The sequence below is a fragment of the Allomuricauda sp. CAU 1633 genome (genome assembly GCF_017313225.1).
Classification (GTDB): Bacteria; Bacteroidota; Bacteroidia; order Flavobacteriales; family Flavobacteriaceae; genus Flagellimonas.
The window spans coordinates 576,390-598,394 of the sequence record NZ_JAFLNE010000001.1 but is presented as its reverse complement, the minus strand read 5'-3'; the positions used below and the strand labels follow the sequence as shown (position 1 = coordinate 598,394).

26 protein-coding genes are annotated in these 22,005 nt (G+C 41.8%); 18 read left to right on the top strand and 8 right to left on the bottom strand.

What is annotated here, in order from left to right:
• Positions 1 to 13 precede the first annotated feature (13 nt).
• From J0X14_RS02675 to J0X14_RS02630, 10 genes are all read left to right on the top strand, one after another.
• On the top strand, positions 14 to 1,015 hold the full coding sequence (locus J0X14_RS02675) for a bestrophin family protein (RefSeq protein ID WP_207096206.1): 1,002 nt from the start codon (positions 14 to 16) through the stop codon (positions 1,013 to 1,015).
• The gene (locus J0X14_RS02670) at positions 1,015 to 1,980 is read left to right on the top strand and encodes a YheT family hydrolase (protein WP_207096205.1); all 966 of its coding nucleotides are present in this window, start codon (positions 1,015 to 1,017) and stop codon (positions 1,978 to 1,980) included. The genes J0X14_RS02675 and J0X14_RS02670 overlap by 1 nt, the downstream gene beginning before the upstream one ends.
• Before the next feature lie 102 nt (positions 1,981 to 2,082).
• On the top strand, positions 2,083 to 2,565 hold the full coding sequence (locus tag J0X14_RS02665) for a c-type cytochrome (protein WP_207096204.1): 483 nt from the start codon (positions 2,083 to 2,085) through the stop codon (positions 2,563 to 2,565).
• Positions 2,566 to 2,637: 72 nt separating this feature from the next.
• Positions 2,638 to 3,015: an ester cyclase gene (locus tag J0X14_RS02660; RefSeq protein WP_207096203.1), complete on the top strand. Its 378-nt coding sequence runs from the start codon at positions 2,638 to 2,640 to the stop codon at positions 3,013 to 3,015.
• A 2-nt stretch (positions 3,016 to 3,017) separates the two neighbouring features.
• Positions 3,018 to 3,728, top strand: a complete 711-nt coding sequence (locus tag J0X14_RS02655) for a membrane or secreted protein (protein WP_207096202.1) — start codon at positions 3,018 to 3,020, stop codon at positions 3,726 to 3,728.
• A gap of 96 nt (positions 3,729 to 3,824) precedes the next feature.
• A complete protein-coding gene (locus tag J0X14_RS02650; protein WP_207096201.1) occupies positions 3,825 to 4,964 on the top strand; it encodes an META domain-containing protein in 1,140 nt (379 codons plus the stop codon).
• 2 nt (positions 4,965 to 4,966) lie between these two features.
• Positions 4,967 to 5,320 carry a YciI family protein gene (locus tag J0X14_RS02645; protein ID WP_207096200.1) on the top strand — a complete coding sequence of 118 codons (354 nt, stop codon included), beginning with the start codon at positions 4,967 to 4,969 and terminating at the stop codon, positions 5,318 to 5,320.
• Positions 5,321 to 5,419: 99 nt separating this feature from the next.
• Positions 5,420 to 5,902 (top strand): YciI family protein, encoded by a 483-nt coding sequence (locus J0X14_RS02640; protein WP_207096199.1) that lies wholly within the window; start codon positions 5,420 to 5,422, stop codon positions 5,900 to 5,902.
• 9 nt (positions 5,903 to 5,911) lie between these two features.
• Positions 5,912 to 6,514 carry a DinB family protein gene (locus J0X14_RS02635; protein ID WP_207096198.1) on the top strand — a complete coding sequence of 201 codons (603 nt, stop codon included), beginning with the start codon at positions 5,912 to 5,914 and terminating at the stop codon, positions 6,512 to 6,514.
• A gap of 54 nt (positions 6,515 to 6,568) precedes the next feature.
• Positions 6,569 to 6,847: a hypothetical protein gene (locus J0X14_RS02630; RefSeq protein WP_207096197.1), complete on the top strand. Its 279-nt coding sequence runs from the start codon at positions 6,569 to 6,571 to the stop codon at positions 6,845 to 6,847.
• An 11-nt stretch (positions 6,848 to 6,858) separates the two neighbouring features.
• On the opposite strand, the gene J0X14_RS02625 is transcribed toward J0X14_RS02630, so the two are convergent.
• Positions 6,859 to 8,391 carry a SulP family inorganic anion transporter gene (locus tag J0X14_RS02625; protein WP_207096196.1) on the bottom strand — a complete coding sequence of 511 codons (1,533 nt, stop codon included), beginning with the start codon at positions 8,389 to 8,391 and terminating at the stop codon, positions 6,859 to 6,861.
• A gap of 82 nt (positions 8,392 to 8,473) precedes the next feature.
• Positions 8,474 to 9,439: a phytanoyl-CoA dioxygenase family protein gene (locus J0X14_RS02620; RefSeq protein ID WP_207096195.1), complete on the bottom strand. Its 966-nt coding sequence runs from the start codon at positions 9,437 to 9,439 to the stop codon at positions 8,474 to 8,476.
• A gap of 140 nt (positions 9,440 to 9,579) precedes the next feature.
• On the opposite strand from J0X14_RS02620, the gene J0X14_RS02615 reads away from it, so the two are divergent.
• Positions 9,580 to 10,422 carry an AraC family transcriptional regulator gene (locus J0X14_RS02615; RefSeq protein WP_207096194.1) on the top strand — a complete coding sequence of 281 codons (843 nt, stop codon included), beginning with the start codon at positions 9,580 to 9,582 and terminating at the stop codon, positions 10,420 to 10,422.
• Positions 10,423 to 10,518: 96 nt separating this feature from the next.
• Here J0X14_RS02615 and J0X14_RS02610 read toward each other — a convergent pair whose 3' ends face one another.
• A complete protein-coding gene (locus J0X14_RS02610) occupies positions 10,519 to 11,439 on the bottom strand; it encodes a nicotinic acid mononucleotide adenyltransferase (protein ID WP_207096193.1) in 921 nt (306 codons plus the stop codon).
• Positions 11,440 to 11,563: 124 nt separating this feature from the next.
• Between J0X14_RS02610 and J0X14_RS02605 the strand changes: the two genes are divergently transcribed.
• Positions 11,564 to 12,565 (top strand): NAD(P)H-dependent glycerol-3-phosphate dehydrogenase, encoded by a 1,002-nt coding sequence (locus tag J0X14_RS02605; protein WP_207096192.1) that lies wholly within the window; start codon positions 11,564 to 11,566, stop codon positions 12,563 to 12,565.
• Here the strand turns inward: J0X14_RS02605 and J0X14_RS02600 are convergent.
• Positions 12,562 to 13,314 carry a LytR/AlgR family response regulator transcription factor gene (locus J0X14_RS02600; protein ID WP_207096191.1) on the bottom strand — a complete coding sequence of 251 codons (753 nt, stop codon included), beginning with the start codon at positions 13,312 to 13,314 and terminating at the stop codon, positions 12,562 to 12,564. The genes J0X14_RS02605 and J0X14_RS02600 overlap by 4 nt on opposite strands.
• Positions 13,315 to 13,437: 123 nt before the next feature.
• On the opposite strand from J0X14_RS02600, the gene J0X14_RS02595 reads away from it, so the two are divergent.
• The gene (locus tag J0X14_RS02595; protein WP_207096190.1) at positions 13,438 to 14,760 is read left to right on the top strand and encodes a PDZ domain-containing protein; all 1,323 of its coding nucleotides are present in this window, start codon (positions 13,438 to 13,440) and stop codon (positions 14,758 to 14,760) included.
• Here J0X14_RS02595 and J0X14_RS02590 read toward each other — a convergent pair.
• The 3 genes from J0X14_RS02590 to J0X14_RS02580 are packed head-to-tail and all read right to left on the bottom strand — an operon-like array spanning position 14,757 to position 17,097.
• A complete protein-coding gene (locus tag J0X14_RS02590; RefSeq protein ID WP_207096189.1) occupies positions 14,757 to 16,424 on the bottom strand; it encodes a glycerol-3-phosphate dehydrogenase/oxidase in 1,668 nt (555 codons plus the stop codon). The genes J0X14_RS02595 and J0X14_RS02590 overlap by 4 nt on opposite strands.
• A gap of 6 nt (positions 16,425 to 16,430) precedes the next feature.
• A complete protein-coding gene (locus J0X14_RS02585; protein ID WP_207096188.1) occupies positions 16,431 to 16,739 on the bottom strand; it encodes an antibiotic biosynthesis monooxygenase family protein in 309 nt (102 codons plus the stop codon).
• Position 16,740: 1 nt separating this feature from the next.
• Positions 16,741 to 17,097 carry a hypothetical protein gene (locus J0X14_RS02580; protein ID WP_207096187.1) on the bottom strand — a complete coding sequence of 119 codons (357 nt, stop codon included), beginning with the start codon at positions 17,095 to 17,097 and terminating at the stop codon, positions 16,741 to 16,743.
• Between the two features lie 59 nt (positions 17,098 to 17,156).
• On the opposite strand from J0X14_RS02580, the gene J0X14_RS02575 reads away from it, so the two are divergent.
• The 5 genes from J0X14_RS02575 (at position 17,157) to J0X14_RS02555 (ending at position 21,035) form a co-directional block, all read left to right on the top strand.
• Positions 17,157 to 17,681, top strand: coding sequence for a CvpA family protein (locus tag J0X14_RS02575; protein WP_207096186.1), 525 nt, complete (start codon positions 17,157 to 17,159; stop codon positions 17,679 to 17,681).
• A 188-nt stretch (positions 17,682 to 17,869) separates the two neighbouring features.
• On the top strand, positions 17,870 to 18,379 hold the full coding sequence (locus J0X14_RS02570; protein WP_207096185.1) for a CAP domain-containing protein: 510 nt from the start codon (positions 17,870 to 17,872) through the stop codon (positions 18,377 to 18,379).
• A 118-nt stretch (positions 18,380 to 18,497) separates the two neighbouring features.
• On the top strand, positions 18,498 to 19,040 hold the full coding sequence (locus J0X14_RS02565; RefSeq protein WP_207096184.1) for a 3-hydroxyanthranilate 3,4-dioxygenase: 543 nt from the start codon (positions 18,498 to 18,500) through the stop codon (positions 19,038 to 19,040).
• Positions 19,040 to 19,411: a DUF1304 domain-containing protein gene (locus J0X14_RS02560; protein WP_207096653.1), complete on the top strand. Its 372-nt coding sequence runs from the start codon at positions 19,040 to 19,042 to the stop codon at positions 19,409 to 19,411. Before J0X14_RS02565 ends, J0X14_RS02560 begins: the two co-directional genes overlap by 1 nt.
• A gap of 70 nt (positions 19,412 to 19,481) precedes the next feature.
• Positions 19,482 to 21,035, top strand: coding sequence for an aldehyde dehydrogenase family protein (locus J0X14_RS02555; protein WP_207096183.1), 1,554 nt, complete (start codon positions 19,482 to 19,484; stop codon positions 21,033 to 21,035).
• 57 nt (positions 21,036 to 21,092) lie between these two features.
• On the opposite strand, the gene J0X14_RS02550 is transcribed toward J0X14_RS02555, so the two are convergent.
• Positions 21,093 to 21,857 (bottom strand): hypothetical protein, encoded by a 765-nt coding sequence (locus J0X14_RS02550; protein ID WP_207096182.1) that lies wholly within the window; start codon positions 21,855 to 21,857, stop codon positions 21,093 to 21,095.
• Between the last annotated feature and the right edge of the window lie 148 nt (positions 21,858 to 22,005).

The window sequence follows — 22,005 nt, the reverse complement described above, 5'->3', positions numbered from 1 at the left end:
AACAGACACTACCATGTACATTAAAAGAAATATTAGTTGGCACATTATTTTACGCTACGCATGGAAAAACCTTATTTTTTTCATCCTATATGCTGGCATCATCTTTTACCTCTATACCACCTTGGATTGGACCCACATCGACATTCCTTTCCAACCCCTATCTGTAATAGGAATTGCGGTGGCTTTCTATATTGGTTTCAAGAATAGTCAAAGCTATGACCGTTTTTGGGAAGGCCGAAAAATATGGGGTGGTATCGTAAATTACTCCCGTACCTGGGCCAATAATGTGCTCAGTTTTGTAGAGAATGACCGAAACGCCCAAATTACATTGATATATAGACATATTGCATGGGTCAACGCCCTACGCATTCAACTGCGGCAACCCAATAGTTTCTCTATAAAGGAAAATCGAGCAGTGGAAATGCTATTCGACAAACATGGGGAACGGAACCCCGCTTGTGATGGAATGGATTTGCTGCTCTCCCAAGACGAAATTGCGGATCTGGAGAACCGAAAGAACGTAGCCACACATCTTGTAAAAAATCAAGGGCAGCAGCTTAAGCAATTATTGAAAGCGGGTAAAATAACGGAGTTCGACAAACAGGTACTACACAACAATTTGGAAGAAATGTACAATCTTCAAGGCATGTGCGAACGCATTAAAAACACTCCTTTTCCGAGACAATATGCTTATTTCAGTACAGTTTTTACCTGGATTTTTATCCTTTTGCTACCCTTTGGGTTGCTCAACGTTTTTGAGACCCAACTTCAAAGTTTAAATCAAAGTTACAACTGGTGGTATCTTGGACTCATGGTTTTCTTCTCGGTGTTGATTTCTTGGATTTTTACCACTATGGAAAAAATTGGAAGCAATAGCGAAGATCCTTTCGAAGGGCGTATCAATGATGTGCCCATGACCGCTTTGTGCCGTACCATAGAGATAGACCTCAGGGACATGTTGGATGAAACCAATTTACCAGAAAAAGTGCAACCCCAACATAACATATTATATTAATGCCCCTTGTTTCATCAAATTACAATCCCCCACTTTTTTTCAAAAATGGGCATTTGGCTACCATTTACTGTGGTCTTTTTAGAAAAGTCAATGGAATTGTCCAAAAACGGGAACGCTTATCACTGTTCGATGGCGATTTTTTGGATTTAGATTGGAGCGATTCTATAGTACCGTCCAATAAACTGGTGATTCTACTCCATGGTCTGGAAGGAGATGGACAACGACCTTATATTACCGGAAGTGCCAAACTTTTTAACCAAAATGGGTACAATGCCTGTGCTGTAAATTATCGAGGTTGCAGTGGGGAAACCAACAAAAGATATCGTTCTTATCATTCGGGCGTTACCGAAGACCTAAAAGAAGTTATCGATCACATATTGAAGACCAAGGATTATTCAGAAATCTATATTAAAGGCTTCAGTCTGGGCGGAAACCTAGTGCTAAAATATTTAGGGGAAGAGGAAACCGTTCCAAAGGAAATCAGAGGAGCGGTTGCTGTTTCAGCACCATGCAATTTGCACAGTTCGTGTCAACAGTTGCTCACATTCAAAAATATCCTATATGCCATTCGTTTCAAGGGAAATTTGATTGACAAGCTCAGACAAAAACAAGTCTTGTTTCCCGAACTTATCACGGATTCTGATATCAAAAAAATTAAAACCCTAAAGGATTTTGACGACATCTACACCAGCAGGGCGCATAACTTTAAAGATGCGCTGGATTATTACACGCAATGTAGTTCCCTTCAATTTTTGCCTAACATCGAGGTGCCAAGTTTAATCATCAATGCGCAGGATGATTCTTTTTTAGGCTCCGAATGCTATCCTTTTTCTGAAGTGGAACAGAATCCAAATCTATATTTGGAAACCCCAAAATATGGTGGGCATGTAGGTTTTTGGGGAAAGAACAATATCACGTATACAGAAAGAAGGGCTTTGGATTTCTTTAATGAGCTGGGATTTTAATTCCATTGTAAAACAGCTAATGCAAAAACTGCTATAAAATTAGTCTTCAATTACCTATCTTAGTAGCTGTAATTAACACAAACTACAACAGAATTGATCAAGATGAAAAAATTACTCCTTTTCGTAGCATTGGGAGCCCTTGTGGCCAGCTGTGGCGGAAAAAAAGAAGAGAAAAAGGATGATGGTTTTGAAGTAAGCCGTACCAAAACTGAAGAGACCAAGGCCAAAACCGACGAAGGTGTGCCCGTGGATTTGGATAATAAAGGGGTAGGCCCCATTGAAAATTTGGCTTTCCCTGCCGAAATTGATGAAGAAATGGCCGCACGCGGAAAAGCAAAGTTCGATGGTATCTGTGTGGCTTGCCACATGGTGGACAAACGCATGATTGGACCTGCCCTAAAAGGAGTTTATGAGCGAAGAAGTCCGGAGTGGGTCATGAATATGATCTTAAACCCCGATGGCATGCTCAAAGAGGATCCCATTGCAAAAGCTTTGTTGAAAGAATACAATAATGCGATCATGCTCAACCAAAACCTTACCGAAGAAGAGGCAAGGGACGTGGCCGAGTACCTAAGAACGCTGTAATTCCCAAACATACAATCTTTGAAATGCTGTTGTTTTCTTGAAAGGCAACGGCATTTTTTGTTTATCCCCATTATGGATTTAGCTACAAACAAAAACAATGCAATTGCTTTCTACAAAATGGCCTACGAAGGAAACCCTCGTGAAGCTGTTGAAAAGTTTGTTGGGGATGCCTACATTCAGCATAACCCCGATGTTGCGGATGGAAAGGAAGGGTTTATTTCCTATTTTGAGAAAATGCAACAAGAGTATCCCAATAAGTCCATTGCTTTTGTAAGGTGTATTGCCGAAGGCAATTTGGTGGCCCTTCATACCCATCAAATTTGGCCGGACAACGATGAATATGTAACAATGGATTTTTTTCGCTTTGATGACAACGGGAAAATCTGTGAGCACTGGGATGCCATTCAACAAATACCAAAAACAGCAGCACACTCCAATAAAATGTATTGATCATGAAAAAGAATATTTTAACCCTGATTCTTATTGTTCTAGCCATGTCCATTTCCAAGGGCCAAGACCTTAGTGGCGCATGGCAATCAACTGTCACCAATGATGAGGGTGTTTCGGTCCAATATGTGACCATAGTATCTGGGGGTTATTTTTCCCAGGCCTTTTTTGAAAAAGAAAATGGTAAGTTCATGGGCACCATGGGTGGAACATTATCTGCTACAAATGGATTACTTGCCTACACTCTGGAATTTGCCTCTTTTGACCCTGATTTTGTGGGCACTTCTGATAGTATTCCTTACAGGTTTGATGGAGACAAGCTACATGTAGATGATAAAATATGGTCTCGCTTGGATGATGGCACTCCTGGAGATTTGCCAGGAGCATGGTTGATTTCTGGCCGGAAACGTGATGGTGAAATTGTAAAGCGGGACACCTCTGGACCCAGAAAAACCATGAAAATTCTGTCAGGCACACGGTTCCAATGGATTGCCTACAATATAGAAACCAAGGAATTTATGGGTACAGGCGGAGGCACCTACACCACCATAGATGGCCAATATACCGAAAACATTGATTTCTTTTCTAGGGATGACTCTCGCGTGGGAGCAAGTTTGCAATTCAATTATGAGCTTGTGGATGGCGACTGGCATCATTCCGGATTGAGCAGTAAAGGCCAGCCTATTTACGAAGTTTGGAGCAAAAGAGGGGAATAATGCCTTTTCTTATCCATTTATTAACCTGATTGACTGAAGGTTCCATCACAATTTTTTAGTACTTTTCTGTACCATTAACTATAATTTTCTGTAAAAATGAAACCTTCAATCACCCTTTTTTTATATGCCCTGATTTTGGTTTGTTCATGCAATCCAAAACCGGACAACTCTGAAGCGCTTTTCAATACCACATGGGAACTGGAATACATTTCTGGGCCCCGAATTGCCTTTGATGGCCTTTTTCCAGAGAAAAAACCTCGCATCACTTTTGACAAAGAAAATGCCCAGGTTACCGGTACCGATAGTTGCAATGGCTATTCCGCAGATTACGAACTGAATCAAAGCTCCCTTTCATTTGGGGAACCCGGCCCAACCACCATGATGTTCTGTGGCGGTGGGGAAAGACAATTCCTGAACATGATGAAAAAAATAGATGGCTATATTATTGAGGATGGCAAGCTTAACCTTTTAATAGGTGAAGTCCCTATGATGCGATTCAAAAAACTGGAGGAAGAAGGAGGAAAAATGGAGGATCCCCTAAGCGTTGAAACGCCAAAACCCGCTCCCGTAAAAATTGATGAAAACTATTTTAAGGCGACAGGCACCGAGCCTTTTTGGGGCTTAAAAATCCAAGATGATAGGGTAGCACTGAACATGATGGAAGACACCATTATCACCCCACATACCGAGCCCATAAAGGCACAGGACTCCAACATTAGCATGTATCGTATCCAAACGGAGGCCGTTGAGCTTGATGTCATCATTGCCCACAAGGAATGTACCAATGCCATGTCTGGTGAAAAATCACCCTACACGGTTACCATAGCCTATAAATATACCGGAGATGAAGAAACCCATGCCTTGGAAGGCTGTGGCGCCTATGTTACAGACTATAGACTACATGACATTTGGGTACTGGAAGAAATGGACGGGACATCGGTTTCCAAAGAAGAGTTTAACGGAAAGGATGTCCCCAATATGGAAATTGATATCAACACCAATCGTTTTTCCGGATTTTCCGGATGTAACCGAATGACCGGAGGTCTTTTTTACGAAAAGGATGTATTGCGATTCACCCAAGTGGCCGGAACAAGAATGGCTTGTCCGGGAGCGAATAAAGAATCGGAATTTTTGAAAAACCTACAAGCCAGTACCACATATTCCCTTTCAAACAACAGATTGCACCTTTCCAATGGCAGCCAAGAAAATCTTCTTGTTTTTAAAAAAATTGATTAAAAATGAAAACAATCGCTCTATTCCTGTTGCTCCCAATTTTTATTAACGCCCAAGAAAGTGAAGTTAAGAAATCACATTTTGTGGCATTATACACGGTTGGTTCTCTTTGGGATATGGACAAAGCTCCCAATGACCAACCTTATTTTAAGGAACATTCCGCCTTTTTATCCAAATTGAGAAAAGAAAACGCCATTGTTATGGGTGCTCGGTACAGCGATACCGGCATGATTGTTCTTCAGGCTGCGGATTTGGAATCTGCCAAAAGCCTTTTGCTTGAAGATGTGGCCCTGAAAAACCAACTGTTCAACGTGGAGGTACACCCATTCAATGTGTTTTACAAAGGATGTTTTGATTGATGAAATTGCATTTTCGCCCCTGTTTTTTGGCAAAAAACCTGCTAGGTTTTGACTGTCAATTAGTTATTTTTGGTTGATAGGCCACTAAAAACAATCGATATGAATCCAAGACTAATTTTCCTTTTTGCTCTGTTGGCTTGCTTTGTGACCCAAGCGCAATCTGAACCTGAAATTACCATATCCCAAGAAGTAGTTTATGATGCAGAAAAAGCCAAGAAGTACGGTGCGGACGATTATGGTATGAAAAAGTATGTTTTTGCCTTTCTGAAACGTGGCCCCAACCGTGACCTTTCTAAAGAAAAGGCAGCTGAATTGCAGGCTGCGCATTTGCAGAACATTGGGAAAATGGCACAAGAAGGAAAATTGGTATTGGCTGGTCCCTTTTTCGGTAACGATGACCTTCGTGGTATTTATATTTTTGATGTGGATTCCATTGAGGAAGCCCAAAGGCTCACAGAAACCGACCCTGCCATACAAGCAGGCAGTCTAGTGATGGAATTAAAAGAATGGTACGGTTCGGCAGCACTCAAAGAAGTAAATGAAATTGGTCTTACCTTGGCCAAAAAATCAGTTATGGACTAAACCCTTAATATGAAAAACCCTTTCCCCATAAAACTTATCAGTTTTACTTTGTTACTTACCTTAGTTACCCAAATACAAGCACAAAACATGGAATTGCCCTATCATCAAATTCCTGACTATCCCGAGAAATATACTTCTGGAAATATGGTTGCCCGTATGATTGACGGATTGGGGTATCGGTATTACTGGGCTACGGAGGGATTAACCCAAAAGGATTTGGAGTATAAGCCCTCTGAAGATGGAAGGACTATTTTGGAAACCTTGCAACATATCTGTGGCATGTCATTTACCATCCTGAATGCCCCCTCTGCAACGCCCAATGTACGACAAGATCTCTCTGGTTTTTCATTTGAGGAACTTCGAAAAAAGACCTTGGAAAACTTTAAGGCCGCTAGTGAAGTGGTCATGGGAAAAGAATCAGAAGATATTGAATCATTCAAGATTATTTTTCAGCGTGGCGACCAACAGACCGTGCTTCCTTTTTGGAACATGATCAATGGGATGTTATCAGATTGTATTTACCACACCGGACAGATTGTTCTGATGCGCAGGGCCAGTGGGAATCCCCAGAATCCCAATGTAAATGTATTGATGGGAAAGACTGCAGAGTAGTCTCAATTGTAACAATCTCTTGTTTTTTGCTACCTATAAATAAATAGAGTTATTATGGGTTCTGCAAGTCAACCAATGCTAGTCGTAAAAGCCAATCGTGCGCTACTTCGCAAACGACCAAGCTTCAAAGACATTCGTGGGGCTTATGAAGGTTATATAAATGAGACTCAACTCAAGTTCAAAGAACTTACTCCTTTTGAACAAAAGAAAATACGGGATAAAATCATTGAAAAAGCTAAGAGAGACCGGATTAAAGAAATCCAAGTCTACCTCCTTTCCTTTTTCATTGTTTGTCTTGTTGTTATTGGGGTGTACTTCCTTTTTACTAGCTGAAGCTTCGGGTTCTAGTCAATTTTGTCAACCACCACCTTGTATGTGGGATCTTCCATCACATTAACCTCAATAATATCATCGGCGTTGGCCAATAGCTTTTGACAATCTTTACTTAGATGTTTCAGATGTACATGCTTCCCCACTTTGCGATAACGCTCCGTGATTTTGTTTACCGCTTCAATCGCCGACATATCCACCAATCGGCTTTCAGCAAAATCTATCACGATTTCATCGGGGTCATTCAAGACATCAAATTTTTCTGAAAAAAGCGTAGTGCTTCCAAAAAAGAGAGGTCCGTAGATTTCGTAATGTTTTACTCCGTCTTCATCAATATGCTTTCTTGCCCGGATACGTTTGGCATTGTCCCAAGCAAAAACCAATGCGGAGATAATGACACCCACCAAAACAGCCAAGGCCAAATTGTGAAGGAAAACGGTTACCAAAGTCACCAAAACCATCACCAGAACATCTGATTTTGGCATACGTCTAAAGGTTCGCAAACTGGCCCATTCAAAGGTTCCCAGTGCTACCATGATCATCAGACCGGTGAGTGCGGCCATAGGTACTTTTTCAATCAAACTGGACCCAAACATGATAAAAGCGAGCAACATAATCGCAGCCACAATCCCAGATAGTCTTGCCCTTGCCCCGTTAGAGGTGTTGATCAGACTTTGCCCAATCATGGCACAACCGCCCATTCCAGAAAATAGTCCGGAAAGGATGTTCGCCGTGCCCTGGGCCACAGCTTCTTTATTACCACGACCCCGGGTCTCCGTGATCTCATCCACAATGTTCAGGGTCAGTAGACTTTCAATCAATCCAACTCCGGCCACAATGGCTGCATACGGAAAAATAATTTCCAAAGTCTCAAGCGTAAAAGGCAACTCAGGAATATGGAATGGAGGAAATGTTCCTTCAATAGAAGCGATATCGCCAATGGTGCGTGTTTCAATTCCGAAGAAAAACACAATCCCAAAGACCAAAAGAATGGCCGCCAAGGATGCTGGAACCACCTTGGTCAATTTGGGAAGCCCCCAAATAACTACCATAGTCAAAAGCACCAATCCAAGAAAGATAAACAAGGTGTTTCCCGTCAACCATTCGCCATCTACAGTTTGAAACTGACTCATCTGTGACATAAAAATAATCACCGCCAACCCGTTGACAAAACCAAAAATAACTGGATGGGGCACTAGGCGCATCAATTTCCCCAAACGAAGAAATCCAGCAGCCATTTGCAGAAGACCTGCCAAAATCACTGTAGCAAAAACATATTCCACACCGTACTGCTTTGCCAGACTCACAATGACCACGGCCACAGCTCCGGTGGCACCGGAAATCATTCCAGGTCTACCGCCTAAAATTGAGGTGACCAAGCCCATAACAAAGGCAGCGTACAACCCTGTTAGGGGAGAAAGCCCGGCTATAAACGCAAAGGCAATCGCCTCAGGGACGAGGGCAAGTGCAACGGTTAAGCCCGATAAAATTTCTGTGCGATAGTTTACCTTTTGTGAAAAATCAAAAAGATTGAGGTACTTTTTCATGGCTTCTTTCTTGAAGCGGGCAAAAATAACACTATTAAATCCAAGACCCTAATCAACTCGGGATTTTTAAGGATTTGATAATCTACCAGTTAGTCAATCCCAATAACCTTTCGCCAAGGGGGCTTAATTTGGCAGCATCGTATTTGGTCTGCTCCCATTTTCTTGGATCTCCGGGAAAGGCATACCCTTCCGGGGCGATTCTCTTTTTCCACGAATTGATGCGCCACTCCCGCATTTCAACATTGTCTTCTTCGGCGGGCATCATGGAAATGTACTGTGCAATCCGGACTTTATTCCCTGATTTGTTCGGACGGATGCCATGGGGTTGGGTGCTGTTGAAAATCAACAAATCACCCGCCTCCAGTTTCACTTTCACAATTTTGTCCTCCAATCCAGTTACGTCAGGTTGAAAATGGTCTCGGTCCTCGGGCTGGGTCAATTTCCACGTATCATAGTTTCGGTACAACCAAGGGATACATTGAAATCCACCCATATTCTCATCCGTCTGGTCGGCCAAGGCCAACACCCCTTGTACATTTTGTGGTCTGGTCTCCGGGTCATAATCCCAATGAATGAACCCTTTTTTATTTTCTCCCGGGCGTTGGGGCATATTTAAATTGGCACGATCAATGGTCACCCAAAGTTTTTCAGTGCCCCAAATGTCCACAAAGGCATCGTATACTTTTTGGGTCTGTCTGTTGTTCCACAAATGTTGGTGATTATACACTTCCACCATTCCCGTTCCCGTGAGTTCTTTCATTTTCATTTCGGTTCTTGGTGGAGCATACCATGTTTTGGGGTCGTTGGGGTCTTTTTCATCAAACTCCCATAAAAAATCTGCAGTTGCCTTGGCTTGCTCTTTTGGCACTGCATTTTTAACCACAACGTATCCGTTCTCCATCCAAAATGCCCAATCCTTTTCGGAAAGCACTCGTAAAGGTTCACCATTGGCCCTATCATTGAGTTTCTTTTTACTACTGGTTGCGGTGGATGGATTCCCCGGTATAGCTTCGTGGGCCTTGTTGGCCATTTTCATTTTCTGTTGCATGCTATATTTCTGTTTTTTTAGTTGAACAATCGATACCTCAAATTTATGGGAGCAACCATTTGGTTTCCACCCTAGTGTTGACCAAAATTTGAACTATATTGATTTTTATTGGCTATTTTTATAATTAATTGAACAATACAATGAAAATTCAGCTTGAAAACATACGGCCCAACGATAAAAGCTCTTTTCATTTATTGCACAATCCCAAGTTGAACGATCTCTTTTTTTGGCATTTCCACCCTGAGTTTGAACTGGTTTATATTGAGGGCGCTAATGGAAAACGCCATGTTGGTCACCATATCTCCAATTTTAAGGGAAGTGATTTGGTTCTGATCGGTTCGAACATTCCGCATTTAAATTTTGATCATGGGGTAAAAACGAAATATCACAAAGAGGTTTTGCACATAAGTGCTTCTTTTAAGGAAAAGGTTTTTACTGAAATTGAAGAGTTGGAAGATGTGTATGAGCTGTTGGAAAAATCGCAATATGGTATTGCTTTTTATGGCGGAACCAAAAAAACTGTTGGTGCCATTATGAAGCAATTGCAAAGCATAAATCGGTTTGAGCAATTCCTTAAAATTTTACAATTGCTGAAACTTTTGGCAAAAAGCGATGAGTTTGAACTGTTGCATTCCAATCCCATTAGTAATGACAAAGCCAACAAGCAGCAAGAACGCTTGCAAAAAGTGTATTCCTATATTGATGAAAATTATTCCAAGAAAATAGCCTTGGAGGCTATTGCCGAATCGGTTAATTTGGGGAAAGAGGCTTTTTGTAGGTATTTCAAGAAAAATACGGGAAGTACCTTCACCCATTTTTTGAACCAATACCGCATCACCCAGGCCAAACGGTTGTTATTGACAGGCAGGAACATTGGCGAAACCTGTTACGAATGTGGTTTTGAGAGTCTGTCCTATTTCAACCGGACTTTTAAAAAAATAAGCGGTGAAAATCCTTCGGATTACAAAAAAAGAAACTGCTAAAAAAAGAACCGCCCCAAACTGGAACGTTCGGGGCAGTTCTTAACTAAATAACCAACCAAAAAACTTGTTTGTATAGTCGAAGACTAAACTGTTTCCTTACATTTTTCTTTGTCGGACCACATTCATGACAGGATTTTTGGTTTTCACCCTCTTTTTCCCTGTCTCACTGCCCGATTTCAAGTACTGCTGAAACCCTCTTCCTGTGAACTCGTAAATGGTTCCGCTGGACACGTGGTACAGCTCAATGGTACTGTCATTAATAACGTATATCTCAAAATAATCATTGCCCAAAAAGTCGTAATCCAGTGTTAAAGTTTTTAAGGTTTCATCATTGGCCACATCAAACACCTCATAATCACCTTCATAGTCCCATTGCAAGTTTACCAATGGGGTTCCAGAAACATCAATGGATGATCTAAATGTGCCTCCGTTATTGGCAAAAAACTGTAAAAAGTTCTCATCATCAAACTCGTTTAAAGCACCCTCTTCAGAGACATAGGTCTTTTCCCAAACCTGGTACTCCTGCAAAAAATAGTGGATGTTGTCATAGAAGATCAGATCATAATCAAAATTGCTTCTTTGGTATCCCCGTAACAAATATGAAGTATTTGAATCAGGATCGTACAATTCCAAGGTATTATTGTTCACTGTATATACATCCAACAACCAGAGTCCGTCCACATCATGGTCCACTTCCACCGTCCCGCTGTAGGTTCCGTAGGTGCCTACATCAATCCCCAGACCGTTCCCGGTTTTTCCAATTCCTGCCAAGTTGTTGTTGGCATAAACCACACCCCTATCAAAAGAGATGGTGAACGCACGTTGTAAAAAAGGAACTTCCCCATTTCCTTGGGTAGCATTGATGTCTATGTACCAAAGATCATACGTCTCTAAAACTAAGGCTGTGTTTACTGGTGATTCCACGATGTAATCGTCCTCCAAGATAACCTCGGTGTAACACGAACTGGCCAAAAGACCAATCATTAAAATTCCAAAAAGTAGTTTTCCATTTTTCATAATCGAGGTTTTAACGTTCACCTGATATAGACCAAGCACCATGCCAAAACTTATAACTTTTTGATAATCAGTATTTAACAAATAGATTGATATATTTTTTAGCTTTGCTAACTAAAATATGTGCATGGAAAACAAACTGAGGTTCGGTGTTTTTGGAGGAGGAAGCTGGGGAACGGCCCTGGTTAAGATGCTATCGGAAAACATGGATTCCGTAGGATGGTACATGCGGAACGAATCCGCCATCCGGCACATTCAAAAGGAGGGCCATAATCCCAATTACATCAGTTCGGTGGAGTTTGATGTGGACAAACTAGTATTGAGCCATGACATCAATGAAATAGTCAATGCTTCGGATATTTTGATTTTTGCCATTCCTTCTGCTTTTTTGGATGCCGAACTTAAAGGTCTCTCTGCTTCGTTGGAAGGCAAAATTGTTTTTTCAGCCATCAAAGGAATTGTTCCAGAAAGTGGACTTATAGTTGGAGAACATTTTCACAACCACTACACCATTCCCTTCAAAAATATTGGGGTTATTACAGGACCGTGCCATGCTGAGGAAGTTGCTCTGGAACGCCTATCCTATTTGACCATTGCGTGCGCCGATGCCGAGAACGCCAAACTAGTGGCCCAAGCCTTGAAAAGTGATTACATCCGAACCAAAATTTCGGACGACATCATCGGAACGGAGTATGCTGCCATGCTGAAGAACATCTACGCCATTGCTGCTGGAATTGCACACGGATTGGGGTACGGTGATAATTTTCAAAGCGTGTTGATCAGCAACGCCATTCGAGAGATGAAGCGTTTTATTGACAAGGTCTATAAAATGAAGCGAAACATCAACGCTTCCGCTTATTTGGGCGATCTGTTGGTGACCGGTTATTCCACCTTTAGCCGAAACCGACTGTTCGGGAACATGATTGGTAAGGGCTATACCGTTAAAAGTGCCATGATGGAAATGAACATGGTGGCCGAAGGCTATTACGCCACCAAGAGTGCCCATTTGTTGATGGACAAACTGGAAAAAAAATCCAAAACCCCCATCATCAATGCGGTGTACCAAGTACTTTACAAGGAAAAAAATCCAAAGAAGGTTTTTGAAAAGTTGACAGAAAAGCTGGATTAATTCAAGAGCACCTCATCCGAAACACTTTTCCCGCGCGGAATGGCATTATCTTGTACATCAATGGTTACAGCATCATATGCCTTAATATGGACTTTGTTCACAATATAGGATTTATGCACCCTCCTGAAATTATCGGGCAATAGCGCCAAAGCTGCTTTTATGCTCCCATAACTTGTTATTTTGGACTTGTCTGAAAGATGATAGGTCACATAATTGCCCAATCCTTCCACATAGAGAATATCGGAAACAGGAACACGATGTGTCTTTCGGTTGGACCGGATTTCCAATATTTCACCCTCCAATCCCTCGTTCTTTTCATGCTCCAAGACCCAAAGTTGAAATAGCTTTATGGCCAAGATGAAAAGGACTGTGGTATTGATCAATACAATGGACCGCACCAACATCATTATACTGAAAAAACCACTACTGGAATTGTTGAGCAATAATTCTTCATAAAATAAATGGATAAAAACGCGTTGCAACATACCGCCCACCAGCAAGACGATTCCATATCCCAGTAAAAATTTGAGGTATTTCTTCTTCAATAAAAATTGCGGAAGCAGAAAATAAATAGTCACATAAACAGCCAAAATACGGATGGGCAATAAAAGAAATTCCAAATAAAAAGAGGCTAGATACCCTTCTTCGCCTACCCAAATCAATCCAAACAAGACATAGTAGAGCATCCAAAAAACCACATGGGTGGCTATTCTTGAATTAAATAGGTAAAAATTGGCGCCAGATTTCATGTTTACAAATTCTGCAAGTCCTGATTGAAGGCAAATTCATATAAAAAGCAGCGACCTTCATATAAATTGTCCCAAACCTAAAAATAGGCATTCTAGTTTTAAGGAAAACTTAAATCCCATTCCATGAATTTCAAAAAATTGATTGCCCTTACCTTCCTGTTTTTACTATCTACACTGTCCATACAGGCCCAATTCTTGGGAAGAAGAGCCTCTTGGGAAGCTAAAATTAACTCCCCCGAAAATGGTATCCCAGGTGCAAAAATCACTGAAATTAATCCAAACAGCCCGCTCCAGCAATCGGGTTTCCTTCCCGGTGATCTGATTATTGAGGTAGATGGAATCCTTATCAAAGCCGAGGAGGTTTGGAGCGATATTTCTTATGGCTTGCGCGGTAATGTACCAACTCAAATTACAGTGCTAAGAAATGCGAAGAAAATTCAGACTACGGTTGCCTTCACTCCTCTTGAAAAAGAAAAACATCCTGGATTGGACACCTTTTATGAAGAAATCACCAGCAGTTATGGTATAACCCAGCGGACCATTATCACAAAACCCAAGAAAAGTGGAAAACAACCCGCCATTATACTGATTGGAGGATTGAGTTGCTCCAGCATCGAAGTATATCCTGGCCGAAGTGGCAACTGGGTCCAAACCATAAAAGATTTGGTTGAAAAATCGGGAATGGTGGTTATGCGCATTGAAAAGCCGGGGGTGGGCGATAGTGATGGTGATTGCAGCAGTTCCGATTTTCTCATGGACTTGGAGGGGTACCGGTCTGCCATAAAAAGTTTGCTTACCAAACCTTATGTGGATACCACAAAAGTGGTTATCTACGGTTCCAGCATGGGCAGCGCCTTGGCGCCCTTATTGGCGAATGAGTTTAATTTGGCAGGCGTGATTTCTGATGGCACTTTCTTCAAAACTTGGTTTGAACACATGCTGGAAATTGAACGACGTATTCTTCAATTTAATGGCAACACGGAATCACAGATTGTGGAAAAGATGAACAAATACTACTTTCCACTATATTATGGTATGTTGGTAGAGAAAATGACCTATCAAGAAGTGGTGGATACCTATCCTGCCCTAGCGGAATACAATTATCATTCTCCCGCTCACATGTATGGTAGGCCCGTGGAATATTATCAGCAGTTGCAGGACATTGATTTGGCAGGGCAGTGGGAAAAAATTAAAGCCCCTGTCCGAATCTTACGAGGTGCCAACGATTGGATCATGTCCGCTTTTGATAACGAAATGATCATTGAAGTATTGAAGCGCAATAGGCACCAAGACCATATCTTACATGAGTATCCTGGGCTGGACCATTGGAACACCATCCATGAAAAGGCCAAGGATTCTTATGAGGGCAAACCTGGGACATGGGATGAAGGTACCATCAACCTTATTATTCGATGGGCCCAAGACATGGTTGGTTTGCAACCTTAATGGCGGTCTAAGGAAAAATTGGAATGCTCCGCAAGTTCGGCTTCCAAATCTTCTTTATAAATGGCCATTTCTTCTGCGGTAGAATTGAAGGCCTTTTGGAATTCCTCCAATACGGCATCGCGGTAGGTCCGTACGCTGTCAATATCAAAATAGAGTCGTCCCGTTCTTCTAATAAAGAAATCCAACGGGCTCAACACCATTTCATAAGCTATCGCAAACTGTGCCTCGGCACGAATCATACGTTCATGCACATCATCAACTTTTAAAGAGGCGTAGTTTTCCAAAATAGTTTCGGTTTGCTTACCATAAGTGGTCACCAAATACCAAGCATCATACTCCGTAAAACCACTGTCTTTAATACGATCAAATAGTTGTGCTATGTATTTTTTTACATGCTTGTACTTTTTAAAATCACTTCCGCACAACCGTATTTTATCAGTGGTACAAGGCTCCAATTCCACTCCATGGTCCTCCTCCATGTGCCGAGCTATACGGTTTACCGTGCGTTCTGCCATTTTTCGGTAGCCTGTTAACTTTCCGCCAGCTATGCTCACCAAACCTGTTTCCGAAGTGAAAATCTCATCCTTTCTAGAAAGTTCGGAGGCCGATTTTCCCTCCTCATGGATTAACGGACGTAATCCTGCCCAAGAAGAAATAATATCATCCAACTCTAAATTAATATCGGGGAACATATGGTTTACCGCCGAAATCAAATAAATGGCATCGGCGATGTCCGTGGTCACATAATCCTTGTCCAAATTGTAATTGGTATCGGTAGTGCCTACATAGGTAATCTTGCCCCTTGGAATGGCAAACATCATCCTGCCATCCGGAATATCAAAGTAAACCGATTGCTTCACTGGTAATTTTTCCTTTGGAAAGACCAAATGAACTCCCTTGGTCAAATGCAAGCGTTTGCCCCTTTTGGAATGGTTGATGGATCGCAATTCATCTACCCATGGCCCCGCCGCATTAATCACATATTTTGAGGATACCCTGAGCTCGTCCCCAAATACCTCATCCTTGAATTGCACTCCTGCAACCCGTTCATTTTCATAGATAAAATCGATGACCTTGGCATAATTCAAGGCCTGTGTTCCAAACTGGAGACTGGTTTTGAGATTCTCCAAGGTGAGTCGGGCGTCATCTGTTCGGTATTCCGCATAATAGCCCGCTCCGTTCAATATTTTTTTAGGCAGAAGGGGTTCCAACTTCATGGCTTCTTTTTTCTCCAACATCTGCCGTTTATCTTCTCCTGAAACCTGAGCCAGAATATCATAAACCTTTAAACCGATCGATGTCAACCATTTGCCATAAGACCCTCCCTCGATCAAGGGCAGCAACATTTTTTCAGGAATTACGAGATGTGGTGCCAATTTGTGGACGATGGCCCTTTCTGAGCCCACTTCCTTCACCAGCCAAAAATCGAATTGTTTTAAATACCTGAGCCCTCCATGAATCAATTTGGTAGATTTGCTACTGGTCCCCGATGCAAAATCACCCTTTTCCAACAACAAAACTTTGAGACCGCGAGATGACGCATCTAAAGCAATACCCGCTCCGGTGATACCTCCCCCAATGACTACAAGGTCAAAAGTCTCTTTTGCAATCTTTTGAAGCGTTTCTTTTCTGTTTAGATTTGAAAAAGGAACATCTCCTTCCATATATTTTTATTTAGTGAACTCATATTCGCGTTCCACTTTGCAAATACGAACCTTATACCACGAATACCATTTTTTGATGCCATTTCTTTGAGCCGCCCTGTGGTCCATGTTGGCCTTCCAATTGGCGATGGCCTCCAGACTTTCCCAATAGCTTATGGTAACCCCCAATCCGTCCCGGGCACTTTCAAAATCCAAAAAACCCGGCTGCTGACGGGCCAATTGTTCCATTTCGGCTGCCATTTGCCCATAACCATTGTCACCTTCTGTACGTGTACTGGTAAAAATTACAGCGTAATACGGTTTTTGTAGCTCCATATTAAAAGATATATTCCTTTTCCAAAAAATAATTCACCACGGCCTCCTTCATCAAAACGGTTTGTTCTCCAGCTTTCAATGGAGGTAATTGTTCTTTTACTTTGTAATGGGGCCATCCTTCGTCATCAAAAAAATCAAAATCGTAATAGCCATAAGGTTCCAACAACCTGCAGATGGCAATGTGCATCAGATTGATTTTCTCGTCTTTTTTGAAACTTCGGTGAAAACTTCCCAATTCCTGCACCCCGACCAAATAAATGATGCCATCCATTTCCAAGGGATCACCATCAGAAAATTGTGCCGACAATTTTTCCACCAAAAGCTCCCATCGTTCTTTTAATTTTTCGTCCCTTGCCATGTTCTTGATAAGAAATCCAAAGGTACAAATCAATATTCTATATTTGTTAAAACCCGTTTATGAGCTTTTTGGATATTGTTTTGGGAATTCTATTGGTCTGGGGCCTGTACAAAGGCCTAAAAAATGGGCTTTTTGTTGAAATTGCCTCCTTAGCAGCCTTGATCGCAGGGATTTATGGTGCTATCCATTTTTCCTATATCACTGGAGATTACCTCTCGGAACGATTGAACTGGAGTGACCAATACATAAAACTTACCGCATTTCTGGTCACTTTTTTTGGCATTATCCTTTTGGTAAATTTTGCGGGTAGGTTCCTGACCAAAATTGCCGATTTTGCCATGTTGGGACTTTTGAACAAGATTGCCGGAGGAATTTTTGGTGCCCTCAAAGTGGCCATTATCTTGGGCGCCATGCTCATTTTTTTTGAACGCCTTGCCACTCCTTTGAACCTCATTAACGAAGAAACCAAAAAGGAATCCGTCTTCTATGAACCTTTAAAGGAAATTGGAGCCTTTGTTTTTTCATTGGTACTTGAAGAGGAAGAAGAGCAAGATTCACCACCTGTAAATATGGAGGTTATATAAAGTGTTCATTTTTTCCGATGAATGTATTCGGGCCATAGTAAAAAAATTGTGTTGGAAACCCATTCATGCAATTCAACGTAAGAATTTACCTTCTATGGACATTCTGTGGCAAAGGTGGCTTGCTCCACTAGATTAGCCAACAGAACACTTGGGATTGTTAGAACCGGTCCCTGAAAGTACCCCTAAAAATGAAAAAATTATTTCACTTATTATTGGCCGTTGGCCTAGGGCTTATTGTTAGTATGTGCAGTACTACATCGCCTGAAGAAGAACAAGATTACGCCGAGGCCCTCTTGGGAAATGAAAAAGTTACGGTGGACCCCGTATCCATGGAGCAGGAACTTTTGGATTTGGTGAACGACCATAGAGCTTCCATTGGCGAAGTTGTTCTTCAAGACAGTCCGTCTTCCTATAAATATGCGGAAGAGCACAACCAATACATGATTTCCAAAAACAAATTAAGCCACGACAATTTTGACGATAGGGCAACTCAAATAGCGGCAGAGACCGATGCCGTTAGTGTTTCTGAGAATGTGGCCCGATATTATTCCTCAGCGGAAGTAATAATGGAAGCCTGGCTCAACAGCAGCTCACACAGGGAGGCCATGGAAGGAGATTTTACCCATACCACCCTAAGCGTACAATTGGACAAAGATGGTAGACCGTATTACACACAGATATTCCTTAAAGTGGAATAACTGACCCATTTACATTCGTTTTTAGGCACCGATAAAGCTCCTTTCAACAGGGGCTTTTCTTTTGGCAAACCTTATGTTTCCACAAAGGTTTTTTTTACCTTTCGTAAAACATTGGATTATGGCGATACAGGCACCTTTTAATCTGAACAAATGGATTGAGGAAAATCGGGATACCCTAAAACCTCCGGTTGGGAACAGAAACTTATATAAGGAAGCCGATGACTATATTGTTATGATTGTTGCTGGACCCAACGCACGAAAAGACTACCACTACAACGAAACGGAGGAGCTCTTTTACCAATTGGAAGGGAATATTGAGGTTCATATTCAAGAGGATGGCAAAAAAAGAACCATGAAACTGGGCCCAGGTGATATGTACCTCCATCCTGCCAAGGTTCCTCATTCCCCAGCCCGACAAGAAGGCTCCATCGGTCTTGTAGTGGAGAGAAAAAGAGCAGATATGAAGGTTGATGATGGGTTGTTATGGTTCTGTGATAACTGCAATCACAAACTTTACGAAGTGTATTTCACCTTAAATGATATTGAAAAGGACTTTCTGGGTCATTTTAAGCATTTTTATGGTTCTGAAGAATTGCGCACCTGTGACAATTGTGGAACCGTAATGCCGGTAGATGAACGATTTGTAGCCAAAGACGAATGATGCTGATTCTTGCCAACATAATAGTGGTCATTGTGGCCTTGCTCCATCTGTATTTTCTATGGTTGGAAATGTTTGCGTGGACCACTAGGGCCAAAAAGGTTTTTCGCCAGTTCCCTGAACATTTGTTTGAACCCACCAAGACCCTTGCTGCCAATCAAGGATTGTATAATGGTTTTCTGTCCGCAGGACTGATATGGTCACTATTGATTCAAGACCCTGTTTGGCAAGTTTATGTGGCACTTTTCTTTTTGGGATGTGTAGCTCTAGCCGGAATGTATGGCGCAGTTACCGCCTCCAAAAAAATCTTTGTGGTACAGGGGCTTCCTGCTTTGATCGGAATTGTACTGCTTCTCCTCCACCTTTTCCTTTAAAACAGCATTATCCCATCAGGATTATTTGTAATTTTGAAAAATATAACAATTCACGCATAAAAAGTTATAAATGTCAGAAACTGCTATTGATTTTGGAATAGAAAAAGCCCTTCAACAACTCGGGCTCAATGAAATAAATAATGGAACTTCCACAGGGAAAAATTGGTTTTCCAACGGAGAAATCATAGAGTCCTATTCGCCTGTTGATGGCTCCCTCATTGGCAAGGTAAAAGCTACTACCAGAGAGGATTACGAAAAAGTTATCAGTACTGCCCAAAAAGGTTTTAAAAGCTGGAGAACAATGCCGGCCCCGCAACGTGGAGAAATCGTTCGCAAGTTTAATGACGAACTCCGCCGTCTAAAGGAACCGTTGGGTAAATTGGTGTCCTATGAAATGGGAAAAAGCTACCAAGAAGGCTTGGGGGAAGTTCAGGAAATGATAGACATTTGTGACTTTGCTGTGGGTCTATCCCGTCAATTGCATGGACTTACCATGCATAGCGAACGTCCCGGCCACCGCATGTATGAACAATACCATCCACTTGGGGTAGTGGGCATTATTTCTGCCTTTAATTTCCCAGTGGCCGTTTGGTCCTGGAACACGGCCTTGGCTTGGGTTTGCGGTGATGCCTGTATTTGGAAAGGTTCCGAAAAAACCCCTGTGACCTCTGTTGCTTGTCAAAATATAGCAGCTCGTGTTTTTGTTGAAAATGGTATGCCAGAAGGAATTTCTTGTTTAATAACGGGTGATTATACCGTAGGCGAGTTTATGACCAAGGATGAGCGCATTCCATTAATTTCTGCCACTGGGTCTACCCGAATGGGAAAAATTGTGGCCAAAACTGTAGGCGAACGCCTTGGAAAGTCACTTTTGGAACTCGGTGGAAACAATGCCATCATAGTGACCCCTGACGCCAATATTAAAAACACTGTTATTGGAGCTGTTTTTGGAGCGGTGGGTACTTGTGGACAACGTTGCACCTCAACCCGCAGGTTGATTGTGCATGAAGATGTTTATGATAAAGTAAAAGATGCCATTGTCAATGCATATCAACAAATACGAATTGGGAATCCGTTGGATGAAAACAACCATGTTGGGCCACTCATCGACAAAGATGCTGTAAAAAATTATTTAAGTGCCTTGGAAAAAGTTAAGGCCGAAGGTGGAAACATTTTGGTTGAAGGTGGAGTGCTTGAAGGTGAAGGCTATGAAAGCGGTTGCTATGTAAAGCCTGCCATTGCTGAGGCTGAAAATCATTACGAAATTGTTCAGCATGAAACCTTTGCTCCAGTGCTTTACCTTTTAAAATACAAGGGTGACCTTGAAAATGCCTTGGATATGCAAAATGGAGTTCGACAAGGCCTTTCATCAGCTATAATGACCAACAATCTGCGGGAGGCTGAACGTTTTCTCTCTGTAGAAGGTTCAGACTGTGGTATTGCCAATGTTAATATTGGAACATCGGGTGCAGAGATTGGCGGAGCCTTTGGAGGTGAAAAAGAAACCGGCGGTGGTCGTGAAAGTGGTTCAGATGCTTGGAAAATCTATATGCGAAGGCAGACCAATACCATAAATTACACTACGGAACTGCCGTTGGCGCAGGGCATCAAATTTGACTTGTAAGACAATAAAAAGCCCGGTTTTCCGGGCTTTTCTTTTAATCTTTTGTTTGATTGACTATTAGTTCTTGGGAGCAATTCTCTTTACTAGCTCATATACAATGCTGTATTCAAATCCTCCCTCAGGCATAATCTCTCCCATCTTGGATTGTGAAATGACTTCTTGAAAATCAGAATCGATTCCATCAGGATTATACCTGAGATAGTTCATTACATCAGAAACTTTGTCAAATCCATCCCATGTGAGTACAGAGAATCTGGCCTGACTTCCACTGGGATAAACAACAGACATCAGCCCCCAGGATTTCATGCCCATTTTTCCTGCTTTAATGCTTTTTTCAAACATTGGCTTCCAGAGTTCTTTGTTTTCTTGAATAAAACCGTTTCTACTCTTTGGCATCGCGTAGTTTACAATAGCATACTTATAATCACCCGGTATCATGTCTTCTATTTGAAGCCAATAGTCAAAAGTAATCTTGGCAAACGAATTGGTTTCTACCATGCTTGGTGAAACTCCCATAGTCTTGACATTTTCGCTGGTCCAAACCTCAGCTGGGTTCGCCTTTTCAAAACTTTCATAGGTGTTCACAAAAACATAGTTTGGGGCACCTTCTTCAGTTACTCCAACTTTTCTCCAAAGCGACCAAGTGGCCATCTTACCTTGATCAACCGCAGCTTGGGCCACTTTAGCCCAATACTTGGTTTCCTTCTCTACAAATTCTGCCTCTCTGTCTCCTGGAACAGCCCTATATTGAAGATAGGCTACTTGTCCAAAAGAACAGATTGCAAGCGTTAATGCGATAGTTGTTAATAGTGTTCTTTTCATCCTTATGGATTTTTAGTTTGTCCTCTTAAGGTACTAAAAATCAAGGGTGTTTAACATTATATTAACATATTGTTAACTTTTTGTTAAGCGAATGGTGAGGCTATATAAAAAAAGGCGCCCATCTAGGATGAACACTGGATGGGCGATC

Excerpts from the sequence above, each read along its gene's own strand:
- J0X14_RS02675 (WP_207096206.1), top strand. The coding sequence starts at position 14 with ATGTACATTAAAAGAAATATTAGTTGGCACATTATTTTACGCTACGCA.
- J0X14_RS02670 (WP_207096205.1), top strand. The coding sequence starts at position 1,015 with ATGCCCCTTGTTTCATCAAATTACAATCCCCCACTTTTTTTCAAAAAT.
- J0X14_RS02665 (WP_207096204.1), top strand. The coding sequence starts at position 2,083 with ATGAAAAAATTACTCCTTTTCGTAGCATTGGGAGCCCTTGTGGCCAGC.
- J0X14_RS02660 (WP_207096203.1), top strand. The coding sequence starts at position 2,638 with ATGGATTTAGCTACAAACAAAAACAATGCAATTGCTTTCTACAAAATG.
- J0X14_RS02655 (WP_207096202.1), top strand. The coding sequence starts at position 3,018 with ATGAAAAAGAATATTTTAACCCTGATTCTTATTGTTCTAGCCATGTCC.
- J0X14_RS02650 (WP_207096201.1), top strand. The coding sequence starts at position 3,825 with ATGAAACCTTCAATCACCCTTTTTTTATATGCCCTGATTTTGGTTTGT.
- J0X14_RS02645 (WP_207096200.1), top strand. The coding sequence starts at position 4,967 with ATGAAAACAATCGCTCTATTCCTGTTGCTCCCAATTTTTATTAACGCC.
- J0X14_RS02640 (WP_207096199.1), top strand. The coding sequence starts at position 5,420 with ATGAATCCAAGACTAATTTTCCTTTTTGCTCTGTTGGCTTGCTTTGTG.
- J0X14_RS02635 (WP_207096198.1), top strand. The coding sequence starts at position 5,912 with ATGAAAAACCCTTTCCCCATAAAACTTATCAGTTTTACTTTGTTACTT.
- J0X14_RS02630 (WP_207096197.1), top strand. The coding sequence starts at position 6,569 with ATGGGTTCTGCAAGTCAACCAATGCTAGTCGTAAAAGCCAATCGTGCG.
- J0X14_RS02625 (WP_207096196.1), bottom strand. The coding sequence starts at position 8,391 with ATGAAAAAGTACCTCAATCTTTTTGATTTTTCACAAAAGGTAAACTAT.
- J0X14_RS02620 (WP_207096195.1), bottom strand. The coding sequence starts at position 9,439 with ATGCAACAGAAAATGAAAATGGCCAACAAGGCCCACGAAGCTATACCG.
- J0X14_RS02615 (WP_207096194.1), top strand. The coding sequence starts at position 9,580 with ATGAAAATTCAGCTTGAAAACATACGGCCCAACGATAAAAGCTCTTTT.
- J0X14_RS02610 (WP_207096193.1), bottom strand. The coding sequence starts at position 11,439 with ATGAAAAATGGAAAACTACTTTTTGGAATTTTAATGATTGGTCTTTTG.
- J0X14_RS02605 (WP_207096192.1), top strand. The coding sequence starts at position 11,564 with ATGGAAAACAAACTGAGGTTCGGTGTTTTTGGAGGAGGAAGCTGGGGA.
- J0X14_RS02600 (WP_207096191.1), bottom strand. The coding sequence starts at position 13,314 with ATGAAATCTGGCGCCAATTTTTACCTATTTAATTCAAGAATAGCCACC.
- J0X14_RS02595 (WP_207096190.1), top strand. The coding sequence starts at position 13,438 with ATGAATTTCAAAAAATTGATTGCCCTTACCTTCCTGTTTTTACTATCT.
- J0X14_RS02590 (WP_207096189.1), bottom strand. The coding sequence starts at position 16,424 with ATGGAAGGAGATGTTCCTTTTTCAAATCTAAACAGAAAAGAAACGCTT.
- J0X14_RS02585 (WP_207096188.1), bottom strand. The coding sequence starts at position 16,739 with ATGGAGCTACAAAAACCGTATTACGCTGTAATTTTTACCAGTACACGT.
- J0X14_RS02580 (WP_207096187.1), bottom strand. The coding sequence starts at position 17,097 with ATGGCAAGGGACGAAAAATTAAAAGAACGATGGGAGCTTTTGGTGGAA.
- J0X14_RS02575 (WP_207096186.1), top strand. The coding sequence starts at position 17,157 with ATGAGCTTTTTGGATATTGTTTTGGGAATTCTATTGGTCTGGGGCCTG.
- J0X14_RS02570 (WP_207096185.1), top strand. The coding sequence starts at position 17,870 with ATGAAAAAATTATTTCACTTATTATTGGCCGTTGGCCTAGGGCTTATT.
- J0X14_RS02565 (WP_207096184.1), top strand. The coding sequence starts at position 18,498 with ATGGCGATACAGGCACCTTTTAATCTGAACAAATGGATTGAGGAAAAT.
- J0X14_RS02560 (WP_207096653.1), top strand. The coding sequence starts at position 19,040 with ATGCTGATTCTTGCCAACATAATAGTGGTCATTGTGGCCTTGCTCCAT.
- J0X14_RS02555 (WP_207096183.1), top strand. The coding sequence starts at position 19,482 with ATGTCAGAAACTGCTATTGATTTTGGAATAGAAAAAGCCCTTCAACAA.
- J0X14_RS02550 (WP_207096182.1), bottom strand. The coding sequence starts at position 21,857 with ATGAAAAGAACACTATTAACAACTATCGCATTAACGCTTGCAATCTGT.